We start from the raw sequence: 26,669 nt of genomic DNA, 5'->3' as shown, positions 1-26,669 counted from the left end.
CCGTCCAGGGCCGATGCTTGACCCGTGATGGACGAGACGGAGTTCTGGGAGCTGGTGGACGCGACCCGTGAGGCCGCCGAGGGCGACCCCGAGGAGCAGGCCGACCTGCTCGTCGAGCGGCTCGTCCTGTTGGACCCCGACTCGGTACTGGACTTCGCCCGGCACTTCGAGTCCCGCTACAACCGCGCCTACCGCTGGGATCTGTGGGGCGCCGCCTGGGTGCTGCTCGACGGCGCCAGCGACGACGCCTTCGACTTCTTCCGGTGCTGGCTGATCGGCCAGGGCCGGGAGGTCTTCGAGGGCGCCGTGCACGACCCGGACTCACTGGCCGACCTCGTGGACGACTTCGACGACGAGATCGACGGCGACGGTGAGGAACTGGGCTACTCGGCGGACGAGGCCTACGAACAGCTCACCGGTGTCGTCGCCCCGGACCTGGGCATCCCGCCCGCGCCTCCCGAGCCGGAGGGCACGCCGCTCGACTTCGAGGACGAGTCGGCCCTCTCGGAGCGCTATCCCAAGCTGTGGGAGCGGTTCAGGGGCTGACGGCGGGCCGCGCCTCAGGTCGCCAGGGTATTGCGGCGGACCGGGTCCGACGGGATGTACGCCTGCGGCTGCTCGGCCTTCACCGCGTGGTACATCGGCGCCGCGTTGGCCTGGTCCAGGGCGGACGCCGTGACCGCGGCCGGCCCCAGGACCACCGTCACCACCGCGCAGAGCACCGTCCACGGGTTTCGCCCGGCCCTCGCCCGGCCCGCCCCCTGCTCCTGGATCTTCCTCCGACTGCTGTTCATATCCCCACCTCCGGTCAGTGCCTGTGCCGACGGTAGGACGGCAGGCTCTGGGGAGTCTGTGAGGCGGCTGCGGGATGGCTGTGGGTGTTTTCCTCGCCCCCTCCGCCCCTTCCCGTCCCGTTCCTGGGGGCTGCGCCCCCAGACCCCCCTTTCGCGCTGGCGCGCTCGTCCTCAGACGCCGGACGGGCTGGACCGTCAGTTCGACGCAGCCCGCAGCGCGTCCTCGATCGTCGGGAAGGCGAAGGTGAAGCCCGATTCGAGGAGGCGGGTGGGGAGGACGCGTTGGCTGCCGAGGATGTCGCTGGACATCTCGCCCAGGGCGAGGCGGAGCAGGGGGGCCGGGGTGGCGAGGAAGGTGGGCCGGTGCAGGACTCGCCCCATCGCCTCGGTGATCTCACGGTTGGTGAGAGGCTCCGGGGCCGTCAGGTTGAACGGCCCCGACAGGGACTCCGAGTCGATCAGGTGCCGGATCGCCGCCACCTCGTCGTGCAGCGAGACAAAGCTCCAGTACTGCTCACCGGACCCCAGCCGCCCGCCGAGACCCGCCTTGAAGAGCGGGAAGAGCTTCCCCCAGGCGCCGCCGCCGCGGGCCACCACCAGCCCCGTGCGTGCGAAGACCGTGCGGATGCCCGCCCCCTCGGCGGCGGCCGTCGCCCCCTCCCACTCCACGCAGACGGAGGACAGGAAGCCGTCCCCGGGGGGCGCCGACTCGTCCACGGCACGGTCACCGGTGTCGCCGTAGAACCCGATGGCGCTGCCGTTCACGAAGACCCGCGGCGGCGCGTCGAGCGAGGCGACCGCGTCGGCCAGCGTCGTCGTGCCGGCCACCCGGCTGCGCCGGATCTTCTCCTTGTACTCCTTGGTCCAGTACCGCGAGGCGACGCCAGCCCCGGCGAGATTGACCACCGCCGCGCACCCCTCCAGCCGCGCGGTGTCGACCCGGTGGCTCTCGGGGTCCCACCGGACCTCGTCGCTCCCGGCGGGCGCGCGGCGGACAAGGCGGATCACCTCGTGTCCGTCCGAGGTCAGGGAGCGGGTCAGCGCCGAACCGATCAGGCCGGACGCACCGGCGATCGCGACGCGGGAACCGGGGGCAAGAGATGATTCGCTCATGGGCCCATCCTGCCCCGCCGGGCGGAAAATCACGGGACGGGGCCGCGGGGGGCCGCCGTACAGTGATCCTCATGCCGGATCCGCACATACGTTTCGCCACCTTCGACGACGAGGACACGCTCGGCCGACTCGACCGCGTCACCTGGTCCACGCTGCACGCGGTCACCCCGCGCCCGCGTCCGCCGTACGACCCCTTCTACAACGAGCGGTTCGGCCCGCGGGACCATCTGCTCGCCGAGATCGGCGGCGGGGTCGTCGGCTACGTCCGGCTGGGGTTCCCCACTCCCCTCCCCTGCAACTCCCATGTCCGGCAGATCCAGGGGCTCGTCGTCTCGGAGGAGGCGCGCGGGGCCGGAGTCGCGCGGGCGCTGCTGCGGGCCGTGCTGGAGGAGGCGCGGCGGCAGGGGGCCCGGCGCCTCACGCTGCGGGTCCTGGGGCACAACGCCCCGGCGAGGAAGCTCTACGAGTCCGAGGGGTTCGTGGTGGAGGGGATCCTGCCGGAGGAGTTCCTGCTCGACGGCGGTTACGTCGACGACGTACTCATGGGCCGCTCGGTCTGACCCTGCTCGGTCCGTCCCGGCGGGCCGTCGCCGGTCGGGTCCGTGGCGACGGCCGGCCTCAGGAGGAGATGAGGTCGCCCGTGTCCACCGGCGCCGTGGCGTTCCGCGCCTGCCTGGCGTCGGCGGCGACCTCGTCCGCGGTCAGGACGTAGCCCGTCTCCGCGTCGGAGGTCGAGCGGGCGAAGACGACGCCGTACACCTTGCCCTCGGTGGTGAGGAGGGGGCCTCCGGAGTTGCCGGGGCGGACGGTGGAGCGGATCGAGTAGATCTCGCGGGTGACGGTGCCCGTGCTGTAGATGTTCTGGCCGGTCGCGTCGATCCGGCTCGCGACCGTGGCCGCCTGGAGGTCGAGGCCGCCGTCCTGCGGGTAGCCCGCCACGACCGCCGAGTCGCCCCGCGTGGCGGTGTCGTCGAAGGGGAGCACGGGCGCCTCGAGGTCCGGCACGTACAGGACGGCGACGTCCTTCTGCGGGTCGAAGAGCACCACCTTCGCCTCGTACGCCCGGCCGACGCCGCCCACCCGAACGGTCGGATCGTCGATGCCCGCCACCACGTGGGCGTTGGTCATCACATGCTCCGATGTGTATACGAAGCCGCTGCCCTCGCGGCCCTGGTTGCCCGAGACACCCTCGACCTTGACCGTGCTGCGCTTCGCGGCGCTCGTCGCGGTGGCGGTGACGCTGTCCCCGGAGGGCTTGGCGACGCCCGCCGCCGGCTCGTTCTCGAAGGGGTTGAAGACCTGCGGGAAGCCCGCCTCGGTGAGCGCGGAGGTGGCACGCGAGAACCAGGTCGGTGTGGTCTCCGGCATCGTGTCCTGGACGGCGCCCAGCAGGGCGGAGTTGCGGATCGACTGGGTGACGACGCTGGACGAGGACGCGCCCAGGACGCTCGCAGCCACCCACGCCACGAGGAGCACGGCCACCGTGTTCGCCGCGGCCCCGCCGATTCCGTCGGCCACCCGCAGCGGCCCGCTGTCCAGCTCGCGGCGCAGCTTCAGCGCCAGCCGCCCCATCAGCTCGTGGCCCACCACGGCGGGCACGAGGACGGTCAGCACGGCCGTCAGCGTCGCCCCGGGTGTGCCCGGCGAGACCAGGTCCATCATCCACGGCAGCACCCATACGCCGATGACGGCGCCGCCCACGAAACCGGCCAGCGAGACACAGCCGGCGACCAGGCCACGACGGTAGCCGGACGCCGCGTAGGCCAGGATCACCAGCAACAACAGGATGTCGAGCACGTCCACGGGGCCGCCTTTCTCTCGGGCCCCCTAGTACGCGTGACGCGGGCCCAGTGATCAAGCACGCGCGTGTGGTGCCGGGAAAGCGGCCACGCGTGCCTGGACCTCTAAAAACGTCCCGGACGGGCCCGATGGTTCCACCCGGGATCCACCGGGTGGCACAACACACATCGCGGGGTGGGTGGATCCGGGTCAGGGTGAGTCCATGCGTGTCTCGCGGAAGGCGCGGGGGGTACGAATACGGGGCGGGGAGCGGGCGTGGCGTGCGGTGCGCCGCCTGCTTCCGTCACGGGGGGTACCGCTGCCGCGGGCGGCGCGCGTCGCGCTCGTCTGCGTGTCCGGGGTGGTCGCCGTCCTGCTGCTGGTCGTGTGCGCCCGTTGGGTGAGCGGTGCGGGAGACCGTCCCGCGCGGCCGCCGGTCGCGGCCCGGCCCGCCGTGGCCCATCCCGCGGCCAAGCCGCCCATCGTCCCCCGGTCCCGGTGGCTGGACGCCGAGAGCACGCACGAACAGCCGCCCGCCCGCTACGACGACCGGGTCGTCGCCGTCTTCGTGCACCACACCGACTCGCCGAACGGGTACGCCTGCGCGGACACGCCCCGGATCATCCGCTATCTGTACGCCGGCCAGACCGGCGCCCGGCAGTGGGACGACATCGGCTACAACTTCCTCGTCGACCGCTGCGGCACGATCTACGAGGGCCGCGCGGGGGGCGTCGACCGGGCTGTCACCGGAGCGCACGCGCAGGGGTTCAACCATCGCACCGCGGGGGTCGCGGCGATCGGTACGTTCACGGCGGGTACACCGGTGCCGCGGGCCATGACCGCGGCGATCGCGGCGATCGCCGCGTGGAAGCTCGGGCTGTCGGACGTCGATCCGCGCGCGACCGTACGGCTCGTCTCCAGCAACGACCTCGCCCGGTACGCGGCGGGGACGTCCGCCGTGCTGCACACCCTTGCCGGGCACAAGGACGGGTTCATGACCAGCTGCCCGGGAGCGGCGCTGACGGCCCGGCTCCCGGAGATACGGGAGTCGGCGGCGCGGCTTCAGGGGCGGTGACGCGGGCGGGCACCACGACGGTCTCTCGCCCCCTCCGGCCCTTCCCGTCCCGTCTCCGGGAGCTGCGCCCCCAGACCCCCGCTTCGCGCTGACGCGCTCGTCCTCGAACGCCGGGGGGCTGAAGAGAGGAAGTGCACCCCCATGCGACCGTGCACGGCCTCCGCACGACTTGCCCTCGCCCGTCACGCCCCTAACCTCGATCCGAACTCGGGCATCCCAGAAGCCCGTTGGGGGCATGACGTCCCCACCCGGCAAGGCACCGTCGCGCAACCTCGAGGAGGAGCACGTGCTAGAGCCCGCTCGCCTGGCGCAAGACGTGGATGTCGTCATCGTGGGGGCCGGGGCCGCCGGCCTCGCAGCCGCCCAGCATCTGACCAGGGCGGGCCTCACGGCCACCGTCCTGGAGGCCACCCAGCACGTGGGGGGCCGCATGTCCACGGAGAAAGTCGACGGTTTCCGGCTCGACCGCGCGGGCCGGCTCCTGTCCACGGCGTACCCCGAACTCCGGCGCACGCCGGGTCTGGACACCCTGACGCTGCGCCCGTTCTCCCCGGGAGCCCTGCTCCACAGCGACGGCCGGCACCATCGCGCGAGCACCCCCCTCGCACCCCGGAGCGCGAGGGGCGCACTCAACGCCGCACGCGCCCTCGCGAGCGCCCCCCGGCTCCCCCGCCCTCGCCCCCAGAGCGGCGCCCACCGGGCCGACCGCCTGGGCGGCCCCTTCGACCGGACCCGGCTCGCCGGCACGCTCGCCCGTCTCGCCGACACCCCGCCGGCCCGTCTCCTCGCCCGCCCGGACCTCCCCACCGCCCAGTCGCTGACAGCCCGGGGTCTGCCGCCCCGCACGGTCGACGGCTTCCTGCGCCCGCTGCTCGCCGCCCTGCTCTGCGACCCGGAGCTGCGGACCTCCAGCCGCTGCGCGGACCTGGCGCTGCACTCCTTCGCCACCGGCCGGCTGTGTCTGCCGGAGGGCGGCGCGGACGCTCTCCCGGAACTGCTCGCGGCCTCGCTCCCCCCGGGGACGGTCCGCACCGGCGTCCGGGTCGACTCGGTCTCCACCACCAGGGTGACGACCCGGGAGCACGGCGAACTCGGCTGCCGGGCCGTCCTGCTGGCGACCGGAGCGCGCGCCGCCGCCGAGCTGCTGCCCGGGCTGCACGTGCCGGCCTTCCACCCGGTGACGGTGGTTCACCACACCACGGACGAGCCCCCGCTCACGGAACCGGCCCTGCTGCTGGACGCGGACAGGAGCGGTCCGGTGACGCACACGGCGGTCATCAGCCAGGTCGACGCGACCCGCGCCCCGGCCGGACGGGCACTCATCACCTCGACCGTCCTCGGCACTCCGCCGCCCGCCGGCCGGCTGGACGCGGCGGTCCGCGCCCAACTCGCCCGCCTCTACGGGACCCCGACCTCGCGCTGGGAACTCCTCGCGGTCCATCACGACCCCGAGGCGGTGCCCGCGATGCCCCCGCCGCACGACCTGCGCCGCCCGGTACGGCTCCTGGCGGGCCTGTACGTCTGCGGGGACCACCGGGACACGAGCACCGTGCAGGGCGCGCTCCACTCGGCCCGCCGGGCGGCCCACTCCGTGCTCATGGACCTGGGCGCCCGCCCGGCCTTACTCGGGGAACACCGGGAGGCGGAGGCCGCCTGAGCCTCAGCCCAGCGCCGCCACCCGGTCCCGGTACCCGCGTACGGGGGCCGCGTCCCGGTAGGGCTCCAGCCGCCGCTCGAAGTCCCGTACGTACTCGACCGCCCGCACCGACCGCATCTCCAGCGCCTGCCCGGCGGCCTCGGCCCCCAACTGGCAGGCCTGGTCGAGCTCCCCGAGCCCGAGCCGCGCCGAGGCGAGCACCACCCGGCAGAACAGCCGGCTGCGCGCATAGCCGGGCGCCCGCAACTGGAGTGAGCGCTCGGCGTGCTGCGCGGCGGCCCGGTACTGCTGGAGATCCCGGTGGCAGTGCCCGAACTCGTCGGCGAGCTGTGCCTCGTCGAAGAACCGTGCCCAGTAGGGGACTTCGTCACCGGCGCGGGCCGCTTCCAGGGCCCGTTCGGCGCGCACCAGGGACGCCGTGCAGGCCCGCACCTCCCCCAGTACTCCGTGCCCGCGCGCCTCGACGGAGTGCAGCATCGCCTGCACCACGGGCGGCGCGGCCGACCCGACGCCCTGCTGGGCCACCCGCGCGAGCTGGACGGCCTCTCTGCCGTGCCCCAGGTAGACCGCCTGCCTGCTCATGGTCATCAGCACGTACGAGCCGTACCCGCGGTCCCCGGCCGCCTGCGAGAGACGCAGCGCCTGGACGAAGTAGCGCTGGGCGAGTCCGTGCGCGGCGATGTCGTACGAGGTCCAGCCGGCGAGGCGGGTGAGGTCGGCGGTGGCGGCGAACAGGCGGCGTCCGGTCTGCTCGCCGTACGCGCCGCGCAGCATCGGCTCCGCCTCGTGTTCCAGGTAGCGGACCAGTGCCTGGCGGGCGTGGCCGCCGCCGTAGGCGTGGTCGAGGGTGCGGAAGAGCTCGCCGACCGAGCGCAGCGCGGCGATGTCGCCGCCGCTGACCTTCTGGCCGGGTCCGCGCTCGGCCTGGTTGCGCTGCCTGGGCACGGCGGAGCGGCCCTGCGCGGGCACCCGTCCCGGGGCGGGGTCGCCGCGGCTCACCCGGTCGTCGGCCTTGCCGATGAGCCAGTCCCGGCTGGGGACCACGAGTCCCGCCGGGGTGAAGGCGATCTTGCGCAGCTCGGCATGGCTGCCGGCGTCCTTGCGCCAGAGGCCGCTGACGATGTCGACGGCCTCCTCGGGGGACCCCGCGAACTCGAGGCCCGCGTACACGGGTGCGCAGGCGTCCAGTCCGAGGTCCTGCGCGCTGAGCCGGCGTCCGAGGCGGCGGGTGAACACCTCGGCGATCAGCGCGGGCGTGGTCCCTCTCGGCTGCTGGCCGCGCAGCCACCGGGTGACCGAGGTCTTGTCGTATCTCAGGTCGAGGCCGTGTTCGAGGCCGAGCTGGTCCACGCGACGGGCGAGACCTGCGTTGGAGAACCCCGCTTCTGCGATGAGCGCGGCGAGCTGGCGGTTGGGGGTGCGCTGCGCGGGTCGTTCCGTCATCTGCGGTGCGGTCTCCTGCCTTTCGGGCCTCTGAGCGGCCTTGGGACCGCCGAGGTGTCCCGGATTGCCTGTGAGCAGCCCTTTTGGCCTCTTGAACGGCGCGAATGTAGCGGAGCGTAAGCACGCCGTCGCACGATTCGACGGGCATTCATCCGATCGTGTGAGGATTGACCGCTGGGCTGACGGGCATCGGCCGGACGTACAGTGGCGTGGGCGCGTTACATGCCTGACACAGGTACTTCGCGTTGTCCGCGTACCTGACGAAGCTTCGAGGGAGGCGCTTGCCGTGAGTGAGCTGCGGTTCGTCCGTATGGGATTCGGCGCGGAGGCCGTCGACTACCAGGAGGCCTGGGACGAGCAGCGCCGCGTGCACGCCGCCCGCTTCCTGGACGAGGTCCCCGACACCTGTCTGCTCCTCGAGCACCCGCCGGTCTACACGGCGGGCCGCCGCACGGCGGACAACGAGCGGCCGCTCGACGGCACCCCGGTGATCGACGTGGACCGCGGCGGGAAGATCACCTGGCACGGTCCCGGCCAGCTGGTGGGTTACCCGATCCAGAAGCTGCCCCGCCCGGTGGACGTCGTAGCACATGTACGACGCCTGGAAGAGGCACTTATCCGTACGTGTGCGGAGTTCGGTCTGGAGACCAGCCGGGTCGAAGGCCGCAGCGGCGTCTGGATCCTCGGCGACCCGGTCGAGCGGCGGCCGGCCCTCGGCGGGCTCTCCCTCGACTTCGACCCGCGCCTGACGGACGACGAGTTCGACCCGCGGATGAACGGCCCCGAGTACGCCCCCTCCAACGCCGGCCAGCGCCGCGAGGACCGCAAGATCGCGGCGATCGGCATCCGGGTCGCCAAGGGCGTCACGATGCACGGCTTCGCGCTGAACGTGAACCCCGACAACGTCTGGTTCGACCGGATCATCCCGTGCGGCATCCGTGACGCGGGAGTCGCCTCGCTCGCGGGCGAGCTGGGCCGAGACATCACCATCGACGAGGTCCTGCCGGTCGCCGAGCGGCATCTGCGGGACGTGTTGGAGCACGCGGACCTGAAGCCGCGGGTGGTGGCACCGGCGTCGGCCTAGCGAAACGGGGCCCCGGGAATGCACCCCCGTTCCCGAAGGTTGCCCACCGCGAGGACCAGGAACCGCACGGGCGTACCCTGGTGTACGCCGAAGAATCGAAGCTACAGGGAGCCGATGTGTCCGCAGTCGCACCCGACGGACGCAAGATGCTGCGCCTGGAGGTCCGGAACGCCCAGACCCCCATCGAGCGCAAGCCCGAGTGGATCAAGACCCGGGCGAAAATGGGCCCCGAGTACACGAAGATGCAAGCCCTCGTGAAGAGCGAGGGCCTGCACACGGTCTGCCAGGAGGCGGGCTGCCCCAACATCTACGAGTGCTGGGAAGACCGCGAGGCCACCTTCCTCATCGGCGGTGACCAGTGCACCCGCCGCTGCGACTTCTGCCAGATCGACACGGGCAAGCCGGAGGCTCTGGACCGCGACGAGCCCCGCCGCGTGGGCGAGTCGGTCGTCACGATGGACCTGAACTACGCCACGATCACCGGCGTCGCCCGCGACGACCTGGCGGACGGCGGCGCCTGGCTGTACGCGGAGACGGTCCGCCAGATCCACGCCCAGACGTCGGGCCGCGAGGCCGGCCGCACCAAGGTCGAACTGCTGGCCCCCGACTTCAACGCCGAGCCCGAGCAGCTCGCCGAGGTCTTCTCCTCACGCCCCGAGGTCTTCGCGCACAACGTCGAGACGGTCCCCCGGATCTTCAAGCGCATCCGCCCCGGCTTCCGCTACGAGCGCTCGCTGAAGGTCATCACCGAGGCCCGCGACTACGGTCTGGTCACGAAGTCGAACCTGATCCTGGGCATGGGCGAGACCCGCGAAGAGGTCAGCGAGGCGCTCCGGCAGCTGCACGAGGCGGGCTGCGAGCTGGTCACGATCACGCAGTACCTGCGTCCCTCCGTGCGCCACCACCCCGTGGAACGCTGGGTCAAGCCGCACGAGTTCGTGGAGCTGAAGGAGGAGGCCGACCAGATCGGCTTCTCCGGTGTCATGTCGGGCCCGCTGGTCCGCTCCTCGTACCGGGCCGGCCGGCTGTACCAGATGGCCATCGAGAAGCGAGGGGCGTACGTAGCCTCGCAGGCGGTCTGAGGAACGGTCCGCGCCGGCGCGTGCGGGCGCGGCAGGAGGAGCTCCGGACGGCGCGACGCGGCGCCGGACGACGCGGGGCCTCGTACGGCCTAGTCGGACGGACGTGTCGAAACGAGTGGTCCGACGAAAGCGGTGGCACTGAGTGCCACCGCTTTCATGTGAATCGGCACACAAGCAACTCCGCCTCCACGATGGCCCGTTCCACACCCTCGACGCCTTCCCCGCAGATGGGGGCGCCGACAGGGACGTGTCAGGGATCGGGCCCGGTGCGTCAAGGTTTCATTGGTGTTTGACCGGTCGGTCACGCCCTGGTAACACCAATCAGTGACCCTGGTTGCAGACCCCGTACCGCACCCGCCAGAGCCGCCGTCCCGAGGGGGGAACACCATCATGCAGGCCGCGCCCGTACGCGCCACCGCGATTCCGTCGTTCACCGATGCACTCCGTGCCGTCGAGTCGATCCTGCTGAGCGGCGGCCAGCGCACCGCCCGCCGCAACGCGTGGACGTCCGTCCTGGAGGACCGCCGCCGGGCCAAGGACAGGGTCGAGGCGCAGCAGGTGCTGGAAGCCGTCGCGACGCGTTCGTAGCCTCCGCGAGGCCCTCCTTGCCGTCGGCCGGGGCTCCCCCGGTACTGCCGTCGTAGGCGCTTGCCGGGCCACGTAGACTTCCAGGCATGGCGAGGAAGGAAACCGCAGCGGACACCGCTGCCGAACCCGGGCGACTCAAGCAGATCGCTCTGACTTACAAGATGACCCGCAAGGCCGACTCAAAGATCGGTCTTGTACTCGCGGCTGTCGGAATCGTCACCCTCGGTGTCTTCCTCGCGATCGGCTTCTTGATCGGCCACCCGATCTATCTCGGCATCTTCGGCCTCCTGCTCGCCTTCCTCGCGACGGCGATCGTCTTCGGGCGCAGGGCCGAGCGGGCCGCCTTCGGGCAGATGGAAGGCCAGCCGGGCGCTGCCGCGGCCGTGCTGGACAACATCGGGCGGGGCTGGACCACGACTCCGGCGGTGGCGATGAACCGCAGCCAGGACGTGGTGCACCGCGCGGTCGGCAAGGCCGGCATCGTGCTGGTGGCCGAGGGCAACCCGAACCGGGTGAAGAGCCTGCTGGCCGCCGAGAAGCGGAAGATGGCGCGGATCGTCTCGGACGTCCCGGTGCACGACATTCTCGTGGGCACCGGTGAGGGCCAGGTGGAGCTCAAGAAGCTCCGCACGACGATGCTGAAGCTGCCGCGCGTCCTGGCCGGGCCGCAGGTCACCGCGACCAACGACCGGCTGCGCGCGATGGGCGACCTGATGAGCAACATGCCGCTGCCGAAGGGGCCGATGCCCAAGGGCATGCGGATGCCGCGCGGCGGCCCGAAGACCCGCTGACCTTCCTTCTACGAGTTCACAAGCTTCGAGTTCACAAGCTTCGAGTTCACGAGCTGAGACTTCTACGACGATGGGGCGCCCGGATTCCTCCGGGCGCCCCATCGTCGTAGCGGAGTCGTGAGCGTCGTGACAGGAACCGTCTCCCCTACATGCGGACCTCGATCGTGCGGGCCAGGCGGTCGTGGAGGCCGCGGCCGTCGCGGTCCCAGATCAGGGCGGGGAGGGCGACGCACAGGAGCGCGGTGCGGACGAGGGCGCGCAGGGGGTTCAGCCGGCCGCCGTTCTCGGGGACGATGCGCAGGCCGAACAGGCGTTTGCCGGGGGTGGAGCCGACCGTTCCGACGGTGAGGACGCCGAGGGTGAAGAAGACGAGCAGGGTCCAGTTGCCGGTCGCCTGGCTGTCGCCGTCAGTGAGCAGGCCGTATGCGATCAAGAGGCAGAGGGCCCAGTCGACCGCGAGGGCGCCGAAGCGGCGGCCCGGGCGGGCGATCGAACCGGGCCCCTGTTCCGGCAGGCCGAGCTGCTCGCCTCGGTAGCCGAGGTCGACACCGGCGTCCTCCAGTGCCTCGCGCGGTCCGGCGAGCCATGATCCGATTACTTGCCTCTTGTCCACCCGTCCAAGGTACTGCGCCCGTTTTGGCATGTGGACAGGCGGGGTATCACGGGCCCGGCTCGGTTAACTTGGGCGAAACAAATGGGTCACGCTTGAGAAATCCCCCGTCCCTATGGTCGGGTCCAGCGTGTGCCACCGCACTGGCCGCACGAACGAACTACCACCCCGGTCCGAAGTGGGCGGGAGTAGGAGGAGCTGGATGTTCCAGAACGCCGACGAGGCCAAGAAGTTCATCAAGGACGAGGACGTCAAGTTCGTCGACGTCCGCTTCTGCGACCTGCCGGGTGTGATGCAGCACTTCACGATCCCGGCGGAGGCCTTCGACCCCACCGAGGAACTGGCCTTCGACGGCTCCTCGATCCGCGGCTTCCAGGCCATCCACGAGTCCGACATGGCGCTCCGCGCCGACCTGTCCACCGCGCGCGTCGATTCCTTCCGCCGCGACAAGACGGTCAACATCAACTTCTTCATCCACGACCCGATCACGGGCGAGCAGTACTCCCGTGACCCGCGCAACGTGGCCAAGAAGGCCGAGGCCTACCTGGCGTCGACCGGTATCGCCGACACCGCGTACTTCGGCCCCGAGGCCGAGTTCTACGTGTTCGACAGCGTGCGCTTCGACACCAAGTCGAACGAGGCGTTCTACCACATCGACTCCGAGGCCGGCGCCTGGAACACCGGTGCCGCCGAGAACAACCGCGGTTACAAGGTCCGCTACAAGGGCGGCTACTTCCCGACCCCGCCGGTCGACCACTTCGCCGACCTGCGTGCGGAGATCTCCCTGGAGCTGGCCAAGTCCGGCCTCCAGGTCGAGCGCCAGCACCACGAGGTGGGCACCGCCGGCCAGGCCGAGATCAACTACAAGTTCAACACGCTGCTCTCCGCGGCCGACGACCTCCAGCTCTTCAAGTACATCGTGAAGAACGTCGCCTGGCGCAACGGCAAGACCGCGACCTTCATGCCGAAGCCGATCTTCGGTGACAACGGCTCGGGCATGCACATCCACTCGTCGCTCTGGGCCAACGGCGACCCGCTGTTCTACGACGAGGCCGGTTACGCGGGCCTGTCGGACACCGCTCGCTTCTACATCGGCGGCATCCTCAAGCACGCCCCGTCGCTGCTGGCCTTCACCAACCCGACGGTGAACTCCTACCACCGCCTGGTCCCCGGCTTCGAGGCCCCGGTCAACCTGGTGTACTCGCAGCGCAACCGCTCCGCGGCCATGCGTATCCCGATCACCGGCTCGAACCCGAAGGCCAAGCGCGTCGAGTTCCGCGCGCCCGACTCCTCCGGCAACCCGTACCTCGCCTTCTCGGCCCTCCTCCTCGCGGGCCTGGACGGCATCAAGAACAAGATCGAGCCGGCCGAGCCGATCGACAAGGACCTCTACGAGCTCGCTCCCGAGGAGCACGCGGGCGTCGCCCAGGTCCCGACCTCCCTCCCGGCCGTCCTCGACCGCCTCGAGGCCGACCACGAGTTCCTGCTCGCGGGCGACGTCTTCACGTCCGACCTGATCGAGACGTGGATCGACTACAAGCGCACCAACGAGATCGCCCCCCTCCAGCTCCGCCCGCACCCGCACGAGTTCGAGCTGTACTACGACGTGTAGGTCGTCGTCACGGTTCTCCCACGGAGCCCCGTCATCGCCTTCGGGTGGTGGCGGGGCTCCGTCGTCGTCCGCTCGGATCCGTGTACGGGACTGTTCGCTCCGGATAAATAAGTGACTCTTGACAGGGCAGGTTTTTGCCTGGTGCGGGGTAGACCGGGGCCTGTTCATGGGAGGGGGCGGGCGCACAATGGGAATCGGGACGAGTGCCCGAGTGTGGGGTGGTGCATGATGCGCAGCCGGTTCCAGAGCGATCGGCGGTTGACCGTGCGGATGACGGTCACGCTGTTTCTGCTCGGATTGCTGTACGTGGCCTTCGTCGCCGCGTTGATCGCGCTGATGAAGTCCTGGGTGCTGGTCGTGGTGGTCGCGGCGGCGTTCCTCGGGGCGCAGTACTGGTTCTCGGACCGGATAGCGCTGTTCGCGATGCGCGGGAGAATCGTGGAGCGGGAGGAGTATCCGCAGCTGCACGGCGTGGTCGACCGGCTGTGCGCCATCGCCGACATGCCGAAGCCGCTCGTCGCCGTCTCCGATCTGGACATGCCCAACGCCTTCGCGACGGGACGGAACCCCGATCACGCGGTGCTCTGTGTGACCACCGGGCTCCTGCGGCGGCTGGAGCCCGACGAACTCGAAGGTGTGCTGGCGCACGAGCTGTCGCACGTGGCGCACAAGGACGTCGCGGTGATCACCGTCGCCTCCTTCCTCGGGGTGATCGCCGGGCTGATCGTCCGGTTCGCCTTCTACTCGCAGCTTCTGGGCGGCGGGCGCAGGGACCAGAACACGGCCATGGTGTTCATGGCCGTCATGACGGTCTCGGCGGCCGTGTACGCGATCAGCTTCCTGCTCATCCGGGCGCTGTCCCGGTACCGCGAGCTGGCCGCCGACCGGGCCGCGGCCCAGCTCACCGGACGGCCCTCGGCGCTGGCGTCCGCGCTGACCAAGGTCACCGGGGACATCGCCAGGATCCCGACCAAGGACCTGCGGACGGCCCAGGCCTTCAACGCCTTCTACTTCACGCCCGCCCTCGGCGCCGAGCCTGGTGTGGCCAAGTACTTCTCCACCCACCCGAGCCTGGAGCAGCGGCTCGAACAACTGGCCCGCATGTCCGTCGAGTTGGGCGAGGCGGCAACCCCCGGGAAGGCCGGCTGAACATGGGGCTCCTGGACATCCTGCTCGGGCGCAGCAGACCCGTCACGCCCGACCTCGACCAGCTCTTCGCCCTGCCGTCGGCCGCGATCACCCTGCAGGCGGCCGCCGGGTTCACCCCGACGGGGACGGGCGCGGTGTGCTTCGCGACCGTCGAGGGCGCGGCCTTCGCCGAGGCCCACCAGGAGGTCCAGGCGCTGCTCGACGCGGACTCCGGGCGCGGGAACTCGCCGGTGGAGGTCAGCCGGGACGAGTACGGGTACTCCTGGCTGGTCTCGCGGCGGGCGCCCGACGATCTGCCCGCGCTGGTCGGTGATCTGCACGCGGTCAACACCGCGCTGGAGGGCAGCGGCTTCGGGCCGCAACTGCTCTGCTCGGTGGCGGGCTTCCAGGACAGCGAACACAGGCGCCGGCTCGGGCTCGTCTACCTCTACAAGCGCGGGACGTTCTATCCATTCGCCCCGTCGGCCGGCGGGGGGCAGCAGCGCGACAACGCGCTGGAACTGCGGATCAAGGCCGCGCTCGCCGACGATCTGCGGGTCGAGCAGGACCTGACCCGCTGGTTCCCGCTCTGGGGTGCCCCGGGTCTGTGAGAACCCGGAGCACCCGCCCGCCGGCACCGGCTCCATGGCACATGGGCTACTTCTTGCGCTCCTGGCGGCGCACCTCCAGCGGACGTTCACGGCGGTAGCGGCGCTCCCACCTGGCCTGACGGTCGCGGCGGGCACGGTATGCCCGATAGGTGGAGTCCGGGCGGCCCCCCGACGCCCCGCCCTGAGGAGGGGCGGGCGCCGAACCCGGTGCGGACGCCGCCGAGGTGCCGTCCCCGGCGCGGCCGTAGCGGACGTACAGGAAGAGCAGGGCGATCGCCGCGAGCCACAGGACGTGATTGGAGAAGCCGAGAACGACCAGGATCGCGGTAGCGGAAATGATCAAGGTTCCCATGACGGGACTCCTTGTGTGCGTGGGTGACTGGATCTCGATGTCGTGAAGGTGCTTTCCGGATGGGCCGACAGGGCGCTGGGGAAGGCTGCCGTCCGTCGGTGCGTAGAGAGTAGCCCCGAGTCCGCCCGCTGATGCCCGTACGGAGGAAAGCGGCGCTCGACACCTCCGGAACGCCCACCCAGCGTAGGGAAGCGCGTTGTCGGCGCGCACCTGTATTTCCCTCGGCGAATCCCTCACCTGCAACCGTGCGGATATCGCTATAGAGTCTGTCAAAATAGACATATGACCTGAAGAGGTGCCCCTCATGAGCAATCTGTTCGTCGTCGCGTACGACGATCTCGCCACCGCCAACCAGGTACGCGCCAAGCTGTTCGAGCTCTCCAAGGAACACCTCGTCGAGCTGGAGGACGCGGTGGTCGTCGAGCGGCGTGAGGACGGCAGGATCAAGCTGCACCAGGCGGTCAGCCACACGACCGTGGGCGCGGCCGGCGGCGCGCTGTGGGGCGGCGTGATCGGGCTGCTCTTCCTGGTTCCGCTGCTCGGCGCGGCGGTGGGCGCGGCGGCCGGTGCGGCCGGCGGCGCGGTCACGGACACCGGCGTCAACGACAAGTTCATGAAGGACCTCAGCCAGAACCTCAAGCCGGGCGCCGCCGCCCTCTTCGTCCTGGTCAAGCAGGCCGCGGGCGACAAGGTGATCCCCCAGATCGCCCAGTTCGGCGGCCAGTTGGTGCAGACGTCGCTGAGCCAGGAGCAGGAGGACGCGCTGCGCGAGGCGGTCGCCGCCGCGCAGGCGAAGACGGCGGACAGCGGTACGCCCGCCGCCTGAAGGCCGCGAGCGGCGTGAGTGAATGAGGGATGCTTTCCCCCTCCACGCACGACCACTTCGCATTCGACCACTTCACGTGCGACCACGACGGTGAACGACTGAGCTGTGTCAGCGGATCGGCCGGTGGTGGCCCGACGGCCACCGCCGTCCTGCTGCACGGCGCGGGCGTCGGCAACAAGGAACGGCTGCTGCCGCTGCTCGAGGAGTTCGTCGCGCGTGGCTGCCGCGGCCTCGCTCTCGACTTCTCCGGACACGGCGAAAGTTCGGGCGCGCTGGGCGAGTTGAGCCTGAAGAGGCGCTTCGAGCAGGCCGTCGCCGTGATCGACGCGAGCGTGCCGGCGGACGCGCCGCTGATCCTCGTGGGGTTCAGCATGAGCGGCCAGACGGTGGCCGATCTGGCGGGGCACTACGGGGAGCGCGCGGCGGCGCTGGGGTTGTGCGCGCCCGCCGTGTACGGCGCCGCGGCGTGGCCGGTTCCGTTCGGGGACGGTGCGGGACTCTTCAGCGAGCTCATCCGTACGCCGGACAGCTGGCGCCGGTCCCCCGCGCTCGACGTCCTGCGGGCGTACGCGGGACGCGCGGTGCTCGCCGTGCCGGGCACGGACACCGTGATCCCGGCCGACGTGACGGAAGCGGTGGCGGAGGCTCTCGCCACCCGGGCCCGGTTCACCCGGCTCGAACTGCCGGGCGCGGAGCACATGTTGGGGCTGTGGTTCCGCGACCACCCCGAGGACCGGCGGCGATTCGTGGACGCCCTGCTCGGCGGCCCGGACGACCAGGGGCGGAAGACGACCGGATCATCGGCGTCGGTCGCCGAGTGACTCCGTACGCCTGACGCTCAACGGCGTTGCTGCGAATGACAGTTGGGGCAGCGTGACGCGGTCCCGGCCGCCGGTCGCGGCCGGCCCCTCGGCTCACACGCCCTGCGTCGCCGTGACCACCCCGGCCGTCACGGCGGCGCTCAGCGCCGCGTGGTCGGCGGTGTTCTGGTCGGCGTAGCGCAGCGCGAAGTCCGCGACGGCGCGTTCGAAGGTGTCGGCGCCGCCCAGGTAGGCGGCGATCGCGATGCGGTCGCCGGAGCGGGCGTGGGCGCGGGCCAGCGCTGTGCCGCAGAGCCGGGCGTACGCGAGCAGTTCACCGGGGGTCATCCCGGCGACGTCCGCGGAACCCTTCATGTCACGCAGTTGCCGCCAGTAGAAGGCGCGTCCCTGCGGCCCGGTCATCCAGCCCAGGAAGATGTCGCTCGCCGCCTGGAGCAGGCGCTGCCCCGCGACGACCCGGTGGCCGGGATGGACGTACGGGCCGTTGGGCAGATGCTCTTCGAGTACGGACCTGCCGGCCTCCTTGATCTGGAGGAACAGCGGGTCGTCGGTGTCGCGCCCGGCGAGCAGCACGATGAAGCAGCGGGTGCCGACGCTGCCGACGCCGACGACCTTGCGGGCGGCGTCGACGAAGCGGTATCGGTCCAGGAGGACGCGGCGTTCCTCGGAGAGTGTGGAGCGGTAGTCGCTGAAGATCTTGCGGAGCGACGCCATGTCGGTGACTCCGGCCGGTTCGAGCAGCGGCGGGTCCTGGACGATGCGCGGGCGTCCGCCGACGGTCGCGGTGAGTTTGCCGAGCGCGTGCAGGCTGGTGCGGCGGCGGGCGCGGGTGAGGCTCGACTCGACGCGCTTGCGATGCCGGGCGGAGCGGACCAGCGGGAGCAGGCTGTCGGCGTCGAGACGCTCGTACCAGACGGCCAGTTCGCCCTTCTTCGCGAGCCGCCGGATGCCTTCGCGGTACTGGCCCACCGCCGCCTGGGCCGCGCCGTGGACCTGGGCCTCCGTGTGCCCGTTCTCGCGGGCCGCCACCGCGACGCTGGCCGCGAGCCGTTTGACGTCCCACTCGAAGGGGCCCGGGTGCGTCTCGTCGAAGTCGTTCAGGTCGAAGACCAGGGCGCGTTCCGGGGAGGCGTACAGGCCGAAGTTGAGCAGGTGGGCGTCACCGCAGAGCTGCACCGTGAGCCCGGTGTGCGGCTGGGCCGCCAGGTCGGCGGCCATGACGGCGGCGCCGCCGCGCAGGAACGCGAAGGGTGACGCGGTCATCCGCCCGTACCGGATCGGCAGCAGCTCCGCCAGCCGGTTCCTGCCCTGTCGTTCCAGCAGCGCGACGGGGTCGGGGCGGCCGACGCCGGGGATCCAGCCGGCGTGCGCGGACCGGGAGACGCGTTTGCGGGCCGCTCTGCCCCGCGCGGCGCGGTCCTCCGGGGTGGCCGTGACGCCGGTCGGGGCCACCTCCGTCACTTCCGCACGGCTCTGGACACTTCGGCGGTGACGTCGCCGGAGAGTGTGCGGTTGCTGCGGGCGGTGGCGTCCTTGGTGGCGCCCGCCGCGACGCCGTCGACCGTGACGACGACCGTGTCGAGGAGGTTGCCGCTCGGGTCGCGGAAGTCGACCTGGACGGCGTAGGACCTCGACGAGGAGCCGGAGTTGGTGACGGTCACCTCGGTGGTGGAGCGCCCGTCGGAGTCGGTGCCGACGTCGCCGGTCCGCACGTCGCCCTTGGCGTTCACGCCGTTCTTGAACTCGTCGAACCTCTCGCCGGCCTCGGCGGTGGCGGAGGCGAGGGCGTCTCCGGCGTCGGCGGTGGCGGAGGACAGCGCGTCACCGGCCGCGGAGGCGGCGGAGGCCGCCTTGGAAGCGGCGCCGGAGGGGGTGGTGTCGTCCGAGCAGCCGGTGAGGGGCGCGGTCAGCGCCGCTGTCGCGGCTGCCGCCAGGATCAGTCCCGGTATGCCGTGCCTCGTCATGGCGTCTCCCGACGTCTCGCTGGTTCTCGTCCGGTTCCGCTCCGCGCGGTTGCCTCAGTCAAGGCGGGGAGCGGAACGTGCGCATGCCGGGTGCGGCGATCGGGTGAGGTGGGGGCGAGGCCGGGCGGGGCGGGGAGGTTTTTCGCCCCCTCCGCCCCTTCCCGTCCCGTTCCTGGGGGCTGCGCCCCCAGACCCCCTTCGCGCTTCGCGCTAGTCGCTCGTCGCTCGTCCTCAAGCGCCGGACGGGCTAGAAGATCGGGGAACGGGTCAGCGCGCGTACCTCATCAGCGCGCGCACCATGTGGCACGTGGTGTCCGACGGCGGGTGGATGCCGATGATCTGAGCGGTGGCGCGGATCTGCTCGTTGCGTGCCTGGTTCGGCATGTAGACGCCGGAGTCGAGGAGGGCGATCGCGAGGCGCATCGCCTTGAGCCGGCGGTTGTGGATGACGTACCACTCGCGGGGGCGCCCCGGGGGCAGCGGGCGCTTCTCCACGGGTTCGTACGGCAGGTCCAGCAGGACCGCCCTCTTGGACGTGGACTGGGTGGGCAGCGGCTTCAGTGCGGCAGCGGGCACGGAACTCCTCCTGTCGCGGTCTGGGAACCGTCCGGCTCCCCCGGCGATTCCCTCGAACACTGCTCCCAGTCTACCGGCCCCCACTGACAACCGGGGAGTCCGTGAAGTCCGCCAAACAGCCAGGTGGGCAAGGGAATTGCCGACATGTCACAGCAGGTTTTGGAGATGCGCGTGAGGCGGCAGAAATTCGAACAGCTCCAGTGGGCGGCGATGCGGCCGCCGTCCGCGCCGCGTGATTTTCCCGCCCGGACGGATCCCCGCCGGACGCCAACTCCGTTGTGACCCACGCCACTTCAGTGACTCCTGTAACCGTTGAGTAACCTTGTTCGGGATCTCGTACATAGCGACGTACCGCACCCCCGCACACAGGAGGCGCACATGTCGCGCAGGAGAACCCTCAGCACCAAGAAGAAGCTCGTACTGCTGGTCAGCGCCGCCGCCGTGGCCGGCGGCGGCGCCTTCGCCCTGGCCGCCACCTCGAACGCGGCCTCGGTCCAGAACGCGGCGAGTTCGACGGTCTGCCAGGGCCTGGCCACCGCGTTCGGCAACAACGAGAAGTTCATCGCCGACCAACGGGCCGCCCCCGACGCGCAGTCGGAGGCCCGGATCGCCAACCGCGAAGCGGTCCTCGCGCAGATCAAGGTCCAGCAGGAAGCGTCCGGCTGCGAGGTCGGGGAGTCGGCTCAGGACTCCCAGACCGACACGCCGCCCGCCGCATCCGTGCCCCCGGCCGCGGCTCCCGAGGAGACCGCCCCCGCGGAGGACACCGGTGCCGATGCCGGTGCCGGCGCCGCCACCGGCGAGCAGGTCTGCAACGGCTCGACGGTCACCCTCTCCGGGGAGGCCGGCGCCCCGGCCGCGTCCAGCAACCAGTTCCCGGCCGGGACGAAGCTGAAGGTCACGAACCTGGACAACAACAAGTCCACGACCGTGGAGGTCACCGCGACCTCCGGAAGCTGCGCCCTGCTGAACAACGCCGCCTTCGAGCTGGTCCGCGAGCCCGGCAAGTTCCTGATCCGCAACGCCCGGATCGAGCGGGTGGGCTGACCGGAGCCGTCCCTACCGGGTCCTGCCGCTTTCCGGCCAGAGGCGGCAGGACCCCCTCATTTCCCCGTGCGCGCCCGCAAACCCATCGCATACGAGCCACGGCACCGGGAGCGGCGGGAGGCGCCGCGCGCGACCGCCCGGCAGGACCGCCGGTCGCGGTCGCGAACCCCCCTGCGGGGCGCTGCCGGGTGACAACCGGCACACACAGCTCAGGTAACACGGGGTTCACATTCGAGCAATGATCGGGAAATCGCCTGTTGACAGGCTGCCTTGCATCTCCGCGGCGCCCCAGTGCCGCAGCGCCGCAGGCAGCACCGCAGTGCGACTGAAGACCCACCCCGAAGGATGTGGCCCGTGACCTTCAAGGCTGAGTACATCTGGATCGACGGCACCGAGCCGACGGCCAAGCTCCGTTCGAAGACGAAGATACTGGCCGACGACGCGAAGGGTGCCGAGCTGCCGATCTGGGGCTTCGACGGTTCCTCGACGAACCAGGCCGAGGGTCACGCCTCCGACCGCGTACTCAAGCCGGTCGCCGTCTTCCCGGACCCGATCCGCGGCGGCGACGACGTCCTCGTCATGTGCGAGGTCCTCAACATCGACATGACGCCGCACGAGTCCAACACCCGTGCCGCGCTGGCCGAGGTGGAGGAGAAGTTCGGCGCCCAGGAGCCGATCTTCGGCATCGAGCAGGAGTACACCTTCTTCAAGGGCACGCGCCCGCTGGGCTTCCCCGAGGGCGGCTTCCCCGCCGCGCAGGGCGGCTACTACTGCGGTGTCGGCTCGGACGAGATCTTCGGCCGTGACATCGTCGAGGCGCACCTGGAGAACTGTCTCGCCGCCGGTCTCGCCATCTCCGGCATCAACGCCGAGGTCATGCCCGGCCAGTGGGAGTTCCAGGTCGGCCCGGTCTCCCCGCTGGAGGTCTCCGACCACCTGTGGGTGGCCCGCTGGCTGCTCTACCGCACCGCCGAGGACTTCGACGTATCCGCGACCCTGGACCCGAAGCCGGTGAAGGGCGACTGGAACGGCGCCGGTGCGCACACCAACTTCTCCACGAAGGCGATGCGCGAGGGCTACGACGCGATCATCACCGCGTGCGAGTCCCTCGGCGAGGGCTCCAAGCCCCTGGACCACGTCAAGAACTACGGCGCCGGCATCGACGACCGCCTGACCGGCCTGCACGAGACCGCCCCGTGGAACGAGTACAGCTACGGCGTCTCCAACCGCGGCGCCTCGGTCCGTATCCCGTGGCAGGTCGAGAAGGACGGCAAGGGTTACATCGAGGACCGCCGTCCGAACGCCAACGTCGACCCGTACGTCGTGACGCGGCTGATCGTCGACACCTGCTGCACCGCCCTGGAGAAGGCCGGCCAGATCTGATCACCCAGCTCTGTGCGGGGGCGTCCACCATCACGGTGGGCGCCCCTTCCCGTTTTCACAGGGGCGCGACGTCAAGTTCGCGCCAAGGAAGCGTCCGACCGGTGAGAGGGCTCTGCTGCCCGGCGCAGGGTTCTGCTTCAATGGGGGCATGGCCGGTTTCCAGAAGTACAGCGCGACGGGTCGCCATGACCTCGAGCCGTTCTGGCCTTCCCGTCAGCACCATGACTTCGACCGGGTGTGTTGTCGCGCGATGAACGCGCGGGCCCTCTAAAGCCGACACCCCGGCCTCCGGCCAGCGCGCACGACGTACGTCCTCGACGAACCCGACCACGAACTCGCGGTCGTCGATCTCCCCGACGAACTCCTCGCGCGAAAGAGCTGACCTCTCATGGCGAACACCCGTTCATTCTCGTCCGTCGCGACCTCTCCCTCGGCGGCGACGAACACCAGTTCCGGACGGCACCGACTGCGTGCCGTCGATCGGGACGAGGTGGTCGACGTCACCGACTTCCTGCCGCCGGGCGCCACCTGGCTGCCCGCTCCCCCGCACACCCTGCCGGTGCTGCCGGGACAGCCGCCGATGATCGGCTACCTGGTCCTCGTGCCGGCCGACCAGCAGCCGCTGCTGCCGGTCGCCGTGCCGGACCGGCCCGAGCCGCTCGACGCCGAGGGCGCCGCCGGCGGTGCCAACCCGCTCGTCCGTATCGACACCGTGCAGCGCACCGCCGAGGTCGACGGACAGCGACTCGACCTGACGTACCTGGAGTTCGAGCTGCTCGCCCACCTCGTCACGCACCCCAACCGGGTGCACACCCGCGACCAGTTGGTCACCACGGTGTGGGGCTACGGGCACGTGGGCGACGGACGGACCGTCGACGTGCACGTCGCCCGGCTGCGGCGCAAGCTCGGTACGCAGCACCGGCAGGCGATCCAGACGGTGCGGCGGGTGGGGTACAAGTACGCGCCGCCGACCGGGCGTTGACCGCACAGCCGCGTCCCGCGGCCTGAGCGCGGATCTTCTGTCAGCAGATTCCCGTTCCCTGTGGCGGGCCGTGCGGGCAGAGTCGTCGGTATGAGGCTTCTGATACTGGGTGGTACGGAGTTCGCGGGGCGGGCTGTCGCGGAGGCGGCGCTCGGGCGTGGCTGGGAAGTGACCGTCTTCCACCGGGGACGGCACGAACCGCCCGCCGGGGTCCGGTCGTCGCAGGGCGACCGCACCGCTCCCGACGGGCTCACGGCGCTCGCCGACGGCGAGTGGGACGCCGTCGTCGACACCTGGTCCGCCGCGCCGCGGGCCGTACGGGACTCGGCACGGCTGCTGGCCGGCCGGGTGCGCCGCTACGTGTACGTGTCGAGCTGCTCCGTGTACGCGTGGCCCATGACGGCCGGATACGACGAGGACGCGCCGCTCGTCGACGGGGCCACGGCCGACGCCGCGCAGACCGACTACGCGCGGGACAAGCGCGGCGGCGAACTGGCCGCCCTCGACGCGTTCGGGGCCGAGGGTGCGCTGCTCGTACGGGCCGGGCTGATCCTCGGCCCGTACGAGAACATCGGGCGCCTGCCGTGGTGGCTGAACCGTGTCGCCCGCGGCGGACCGGTCCTCGCCCCCGGCCCACGCGACCTCCCCCTCCAGTACGTCGACGTCCGCGATCTCGCCGAGTGGATCCTCGGGGGCGTGGAGCGTGAGCTGGGCGGGGCGTACAACGTGATCGGTCCGCGGGGACACACGACGACGGGGGCGCTGCTCGACGCGTGCGTCCAGGTCACCGGGGGCGAGGGGGACCTGCGGTGGACCGATCCCGAGGTGGTCCTCGGGGCCGGTGTCGAGCCGTGGAGTCAGCTGCCGGTGTGGGCGCCGGGCGGGAGCGAGCTCCATGACTCCCTGCACGGGGCCGACGTGTCCCGGGCGGTCGGCGCCGGACTGCGGTGCCGGCCCGTCCTGGAGACCGTCGCCGACACCTGGAGCTGGCTCCAGGGGCTCGGCGGGGTTGCGCCCCAGCGGGCCGACCGGCCCGTCGTGGGACTCGATCCCGCGGTGGAGGCGAAGGTGCTCGGCCTGTGAGGAGTGGCCTTTTTCGCCCCCTCCGCCCCTGCCCGTCCCGTTTCTGGGGGCTGCCGCCCCCAGACCCCCGCTTCGCGCTGACGCGCTCGTCCTCAAACGCCGGACGGGCTAGAGATTTCAGCCCTCCGGCGTTTGAGGAGCGGGGTCTGGGGCGGAGCCCCAGGAGCAGGGGACGGGCAGGGGCGGAGGGGGCGAAGAAGCCTAGGGGTGCACCCATCACCACCCCTCGCCCGGGGGCCAGGCCCAGTGACCCTCCCCGCCGGGTCGGTGAGACTGAGCGCATGGATACGCGGAGCAGCAGCCGAGTTCGGGCACGGGCACGGGAAGCCGTCGTGGCCGGCGGCCGGGGGCTCCTGATCGCTGTCGTGGGACCGGTCGGATCGGTCACCCTGTTCGTGCTGGCGCTCGTGTCGGTCCTGCTGGTGCCGGTCGGCGTCGGCATCCTCACGACCCCGTGGGTTCTCAGCGGCGTTCGCGGCTTCGCGAACTGGCGGCGGACCGTCTCGGCGCAGTGGTCCGGAGTGCGAATTCCGGCCATGTACCGGCCGGTGCCCGAGGGGGCGAACCCATGGGAGCGGTGCTTCCGGATGCTCCGGGACCCGGCGACCTGGCGGGATCTGGGATGGCTGCCGGTCGACCTGACCGCGGGGTTGGTCACCGCGGTGCTGCCGGCCGCGCTGCTGCTCTACTCCCTGGAGGGGTTCGCGCTCACGCTCGGCCTGTGGCGGGTCCTGACGGACGCCACGGGCGGCGACTGGTGGTACGGCTTCGTGCCGGTCTCCGGGCAGGGCACGGCGCTTCTCGCGGGCGCGCTGGGCGCGGCTCTCCTCGTCGCCGCCTACCACCTCACCCCGCCCCTGCTGCGCGTCCACTTCCTGCTCACCCGCGCCGTGCTCGGCGGGGACGAGGGCGAACTCACCGCGCGGGTACGCGTACTGACCCAGACGCGTCGCGACGCCGTCGACTCCTCCGCCGCCGAACTCCGGCGTATCGAGCGGGACCTGCACGACGGGGCGCAGGCGCGGCTGGTCGCCATGGGGATGGACCTGGGCACCATCGAGGCGCTGGTCGAGAAGGACCCGGCGAAGGCGAAGGAGTTGCTTGCGCGGGCCCGCAGGTCCTCCGCCGACGCGCTCACCGAGCTCCGGGACCTCGTCCGGGGCATCCACCCGCCCGTCCTCGCCGAGCGCGGACTCGGCGACGCGGTACGGGCGTTGGCGCTGCGGCTGCCGCTGGAGACCGAGGTGGAGGTCGAGCTCGACGGCCGGCCGGGCGAACCGGTCGAGGCGGCGGCGTACTTCGCCGTCAGCGAGGTACTGACCAACGCGGTCAAGCACTCGGGCGCCGACCGTGTCTGGGTGGACGTCCACCACGCGAACGGCATGCTGCGCGTCACGGTCACCGACGACGGCAGGGGCGGCGCCCGGCTCGACGCGGGCTCCGGGCTCACCGGGGTCGACCGGCGGCTGGGTACATTCGACGGCGTCCTGGCCGTCAGCAGCCCCGCGGGCGGTCCCACCATGGTCACCATGGAGATCCCTTGCGAGTTGTCCTAGCCGAAGACCTGTTCCTGCTGCGCGACGGACTGGTCCGGATGCTCGAGGCGTACGACTTCGAGATCGCCGCGGCGGTCGAGAGCGGGCCCGAACTGAGCAGGGCGCTCGCCGAGTTGGAGCCGGACGTCGCGGTGGTCGACGTACGGCTGCCGCCCTCGCACACGGACGAGGGCCTGCAGTGCGCGCTGGAGGCCCGCCGGAACCGGCCCGGCCTCCCGGTGCTCGTCCTCTCGCAGCACGTGGAGCAGCTGTACGCGCGGGAGCTGCTCGCCGACGGCACCGGCGGGGTCGGCTATCTGCTGAAGGACCGGGTGTTCGACGCGGACCAGTTCATCGACGCCGTACGGAGGGTCGCGGCAGGGGGTACGGCCATGGACCCGCAGGTGATCCAGCAGCTGCTGTCGCGACGGGCGACGACCGACCAGCCGCTCGGGCGGCTCACCCCGCGCGAACGGGAAGTGCTCGAACTCATGGCGCAGGGGCGCACGAACGCGGCGATCGCGGGTCAACTCGTGGTCACGGAAAGGGCGATCGCCAAACACACCTCTAACATCTTCGCCAAACTGGGACTAGAGGTCTCGGATGACGACAACCGGCGCGTACTGGCGGTGCTCGCTTATCTGGACCAAGGGCCCCGTTGACAGATATTCAGCGCCGCTGAATATCATTCAGGGCTGCCGCAAACCTGTTTCACGAGATCAACTCCCGGAGA

The 26,669-nt window shown here is 71.2% G+C and carries 28 protein-coding genes; 19 read left to right on the top strand and 9 right to left on the bottom strand.

Going from position 1 to position 26,669, the window contains the following annotated elements; translation table 11 throughout:
- The first annotated feature begins 24 nt into the window (after positions 1 to 24).
- On the top strand, positions 25 to 546 hold the full coding sequence (locus tag ACIBLC_RS25020) for a DUF4240 domain-containing protein (protein ID WP_399213396.1): 522 nt from the start codon (positions 25 to 27) through the stop codon (positions 544 to 546).
- Positions 547 to 560: 14 nt separating this feature from the next.
- Here the strand turns inward: ACIBLC_RS25020 and ACIBLC_RS25015 are convergent, their stop codons facing one another.
- Together ACIBLC_RS25015 and ACIBLC_RS25010 are read right to left on the bottom strand one after the other, a co-directional pair.
- Entirely contained in the window at positions 561 to 794 is a 234-nt protein-coding gene (locus tag ACIBLC_RS25015) for a hypothetical protein (RefSeq protein WP_399213395.1), read from the bottom strand.
- A gap of 195 nt (positions 795 to 989) precedes the next feature.
- Complete coding sequence (locus ACIBLC_RS25010; RefSeq protein WP_399213394.1) at positions 990 to 1,907, bottom strand: TIGR01777 family oxidoreductase; 918 nt, start codon at positions 1,905 to 1,907, stop codon at positions 990 to 992.
- Positions 1,908 to 1,978: 71 nt separating this feature from the next.
- Here ACIBLC_RS25010 and ACIBLC_RS25005 point away from each other — a divergent pair, with 71 nt between their 5' ends.
- Entirely contained in the window at positions 1,979 to 2,467 is a 489-nt protein-coding gene (locus ACIBLC_RS25005) for a GNAT family N-acetyltransferase (protein ID WP_399213393.1), read from the top strand.
- Positions 2,468 to 2,525: 58 nt separating this feature from the next.
- Here the strand turns inward: ACIBLC_RS25005 and ACIBLC_RS25000 are convergent, their stop codons facing one another.
- Positions 2,526 to 3,710 carry a MarP family serine protease gene (locus ACIBLC_RS25000; protein ID WP_399213392.1) on the bottom strand — a complete coding sequence of 395 codons (1,185 nt, stop codon included), beginning with the start codon at positions 3,708 to 3,710 and terminating at the stop codon, positions 2,526 to 2,528.
- Between the two features lie 199 nt (positions 3,711 to 3,909).
- On the opposite strand from ACIBLC_RS25000, the gene ACIBLC_RS24995 reads away from it, so the two are divergent.
- Positions 3,910 to 4,761, top strand: a complete 852-nt coding sequence (locus ACIBLC_RS24995; protein ID WP_399213391.1) for a peptidoglycan recognition protein — start codon at positions 3,910 to 3,912, stop codon at positions 4,759 to 4,761.
- Between the two features lie 286 nt (positions 4,762 to 5,047).
- Complete coding sequence (locus ACIBLC_RS24990; protein ID WP_399213390.1) at positions 5,048 to 6,418, top strand: NAD(P)/FAD-dependent oxidoreductase; 1,371 nt, start codon at positions 5,048 to 5,050, stop codon at positions 6,416 to 6,418.
- A gap of 3 nt (positions 6,419 to 6,421) precedes the next feature.
- Here ACIBLC_RS24990 and ACIBLC_RS24985 read toward each other — a convergent pair whose 3' ends face one another.
- Positions 6,422 to 7,861: a regulator gene (locus ACIBLC_RS24985; protein WP_399213389.1), complete on the bottom strand. Its 1,440-nt coding sequence runs from the start codon at positions 7,859 to 7,861 to the stop codon at positions 6,422 to 6,424.
- 286 nt (positions 7,862 to 8,147) lie between these two features.
- On the opposite strand from ACIBLC_RS24985, the gene lipB reads away from it, so the two are divergent.
- From lipB to ACIBLC_RS24965, 4 genes are all read left to right on the top strand, one after another.
- Positions 8,148 to 8,945 (top strand): lipoyl(octanoyl) transferase LipB, encoded by a 798-nt coding sequence (gene lipB / locus ACIBLC_RS24980; RefSeq protein WP_399213388.1) that lies wholly within the window; start codon positions 8,148 to 8,150, stop codon positions 8,943 to 8,945.
- Between the two features lie 116 nt (positions 8,946 to 9,061).
- Positions 9,062 to 10,027 (top strand): lipoyl synthase, encoded by a 966-nt coding sequence (gene lipA, locus ACIBLC_RS24975; protein ID WP_399213387.1) that lies wholly within the window; start codon positions 9,062 to 9,064, stop codon positions 10,025 to 10,027.
- A 390-nt stretch (positions 10,028 to 10,417) separates the two neighbouring features.
- A complete protein-coding gene (locus tag ACIBLC_RS24970; protein ID WP_399213386.1) occupies positions 10,418 to 10,615 on the top strand; it encodes a hypothetical protein in 198 nt (65 codons plus the stop codon).
- Between the two features lie 86 nt (positions 10,616 to 10,701).
- Positions 10,702 to 11,406, top strand: coding sequence for a DUF4191 domain-containing protein (locus ACIBLC_RS24965; RefSeq protein ID WP_399213385.1), 705 nt, complete (start codon positions 10,702 to 10,704; stop codon positions 11,404 to 11,406).
- A 145-nt stretch (positions 11,407 to 11,551) separates the two neighbouring features.
- Here the strand turns inward: ACIBLC_RS24965 and ACIBLC_RS24960 are convergent, their stop codons facing one another.
- Entirely contained in the window at positions 11,552 to 12,019 is a 468-nt protein-coding gene (locus tag ACIBLC_RS24960; protein ID WP_399213384.1) for an RDD family protein, read from the bottom strand.
- Between the two features lie 199 nt (positions 12,020 to 12,218).
- On the opposite strand from ACIBLC_RS24960, the gene glnA reads away from it, so the two are divergent.
- The 3 genes from glnA to ACIBLC_RS24945 all read left to right on the top strand — a co-directional run bounded on the left by glnA (position 12,219) and on the right by ACIBLC_RS24945 (position 15,367).
- Positions 12,219 to 13,628, top strand: a complete 1,410-nt coding sequence (gene glnA / locus ACIBLC_RS24955; protein WP_399213383.1) for a type I glutamate--ammonia ligase — start codon at positions 12,219 to 12,221, stop codon at positions 13,626 to 13,628.
- A gap of 228 nt (positions 13,629 to 13,856) precedes the next feature.
- The gene (gene htpX / locus ACIBLC_RS24950) at positions 13,857 to 14,777 is read left to right on the top strand and encodes a zinc metalloprotease HtpX (RefSeq protein ID WP_399213435.1); all 921 of its coding nucleotides are present in this window, start codon (positions 13,857 to 13,859) and stop codon (positions 14,775 to 14,777) included.
- Positions 14,778 to 14,779: 2 nt separating this feature from the next.
- A complete protein-coding gene (locus ACIBLC_RS24945) occupies positions 14,780 to 15,367 on the top strand; it encodes a hypothetical protein (protein WP_399213382.1) in 588 nt (195 codons plus the stop codon).
- A 46-nt stretch (positions 15,368 to 15,413) separates the two neighbouring features.
- Here ACIBLC_RS24945 and ACIBLC_RS24940 read toward each other — a convergent pair whose 3' ends face one another.
- On the bottom strand, positions 15,414 to 15,719 hold the full coding sequence (locus ACIBLC_RS24940) for a hypothetical protein (protein ID WP_399213381.1): 306 nt from the start codon (positions 15,717 to 15,719) through the stop codon (positions 15,414 to 15,416).
- Between the two features lie 304 nt (positions 15,720 to 16,023).
- Here ACIBLC_RS24940 and ACIBLC_RS24935 point away from each other — a divergent pair, with 304 nt between their 5' ends.
- On the top strand, positions 16,024 to 16,545 hold the full coding sequence (locus ACIBLC_RS24935; RefSeq protein WP_399213380.1) for a DUF1269 domain-containing protein: 522 nt from the start codon (positions 16,024 to 16,026) through the stop codon (positions 16,543 to 16,545).
- 29 nt (positions 16,546 to 16,574) lie between these two features.
- Entirely contained in the window at positions 16,575 to 17,366 is a 792-nt protein-coding gene (locus tag ACIBLC_RS24930) for an alpha/beta hydrolase (protein WP_399213379.1), read from the top strand.
- 93 nt (positions 17,367 to 17,459) lie between these two features.
- Here ACIBLC_RS24930 and ACIBLC_RS24925 read toward each other — a convergent pair whose 3' ends face one another.
- The 3 genes from ACIBLC_RS24925 to ACIBLC_RS24915 all read right to left on the bottom strand — a co-directional run bounded on the left by ACIBLC_RS24925 (position 17,460) and on the right by ACIBLC_RS24915 (position 19,906).
- Positions 17,460 to 18,827: a DUF2252 domain-containing protein gene (locus tag ACIBLC_RS24925; RefSeq protein WP_399213378.1), complete on the bottom strand. Its 1,368-nt coding sequence runs from the start codon at positions 18,825 to 18,827 to the stop codon at positions 17,460 to 17,462.
- Positions 18,824 to 19,330: a hypothetical protein gene (locus tag ACIBLC_RS24920; protein ID WP_399213377.1), complete on the bottom strand. Its 507-nt coding sequence runs from the start codon at positions 19,328 to 19,330 to the stop codon at positions 18,824 to 18,826. Before ACIBLC_RS24920 ends, ACIBLC_RS24925 begins: the two co-directional genes overlap by 4 nt.
- A gap of 267 nt (positions 19,331 to 19,597) precedes the next feature.
- The gene (locus tag ACIBLC_RS24915) at positions 19,598 to 19,906 is read right to left on the bottom strand and encodes a hypothetical protein (RefSeq protein WP_399213376.1); all 309 of its coding nucleotides are present in this window, start codon (positions 19,904 to 19,906) and stop codon (positions 19,598 to 19,600) included.
- 378 nt (positions 19,907 to 20,284) lie between these two features.
- On the opposite strand from ACIBLC_RS24915, the gene ACIBLC_RS24910 reads away from it, so the two are divergent.
- From ACIBLC_RS24910 to ACIBLC_RS24885, 6 genes are all read left to right on the top strand, one after another.
- The gene (locus ACIBLC_RS24910; protein ID WP_399213375.1) at positions 20,285 to 20,953 is read left to right on the top strand and encodes a hypothetical protein; all 669 of its coding nucleotides are present in this window, start codon (positions 20,285 to 20,287) and stop codon (positions 20,951 to 20,953) included.
- A 354-nt stretch (positions 20,954 to 21,307) separates the two neighbouring features.
- Positions 21,308 to 22,336: a glutamine synthetase gene (gene glnII, locus ACIBLC_RS24905; RefSeq protein ID WP_399213374.1), complete on the top strand. Its 1,029-nt coding sequence runs from the start codon at positions 21,308 to 21,310 to the stop codon at positions 22,334 to 22,336.
- A gap of 388 nt (positions 22,337 to 22,724) precedes the next feature.
- Entirely contained in the window at positions 22,725 to 23,318 is a 594-nt protein-coding gene (locus tag ACIBLC_RS24900) for a winged helix-turn-helix domain-containing protein (protein ID WP_399213373.1), read from the top strand.
- A 90-nt stretch (positions 23,319 to 23,408) separates the two neighbouring features.
- The gene (locus ACIBLC_RS24895) at positions 23,409 to 24,401 is read left to right on the top strand and encodes an SDR family oxidoreductase (RefSeq protein WP_399213372.1); all 993 of its coding nucleotides are present in this window, start codon (positions 23,409 to 23,411) and stop codon (positions 24,399 to 24,401) included.
- A 281-nt stretch (positions 24,402 to 24,682) separates the two neighbouring features.
- Positions 24,683 to 25,957 (top strand): sensor histidine kinase, encoded by a 1,275-nt coding sequence (locus ACIBLC_RS24890; RefSeq protein ID WP_399213371.1) that lies wholly within the window; start codon positions 24,683 to 24,685, stop codon positions 25,955 to 25,957.
- A complete protein-coding gene (locus tag ACIBLC_RS24885) occupies positions 25,942 to 26,598 on the top strand; it encodes a LuxR C-terminal-related transcriptional regulator (RefSeq protein ID WP_399213370.1) in 657 nt (218 codons plus the stop codon). Before ACIBLC_RS24890 ends, ACIBLC_RS24885 begins: the two co-directional genes overlap by 16 nt.
- The last annotated feature ends 71 nt before the right edge of the window (positions 26,599 to 26,669 follow it).

The sequence above is a fragment of the Streptomyces sp. NPDC050535 genome (genome assembly GCF_044457665.1).
Lineage (GTDB): Bacteria > Actinomycetota > Actinomycetes > Streptomycetales > Streptomycetaceae > Streptomyces.
Note: the sequence above shows the minus strand (reverse complement) of the source record. Positions and strands in the feature narration are given on the sequence as shown.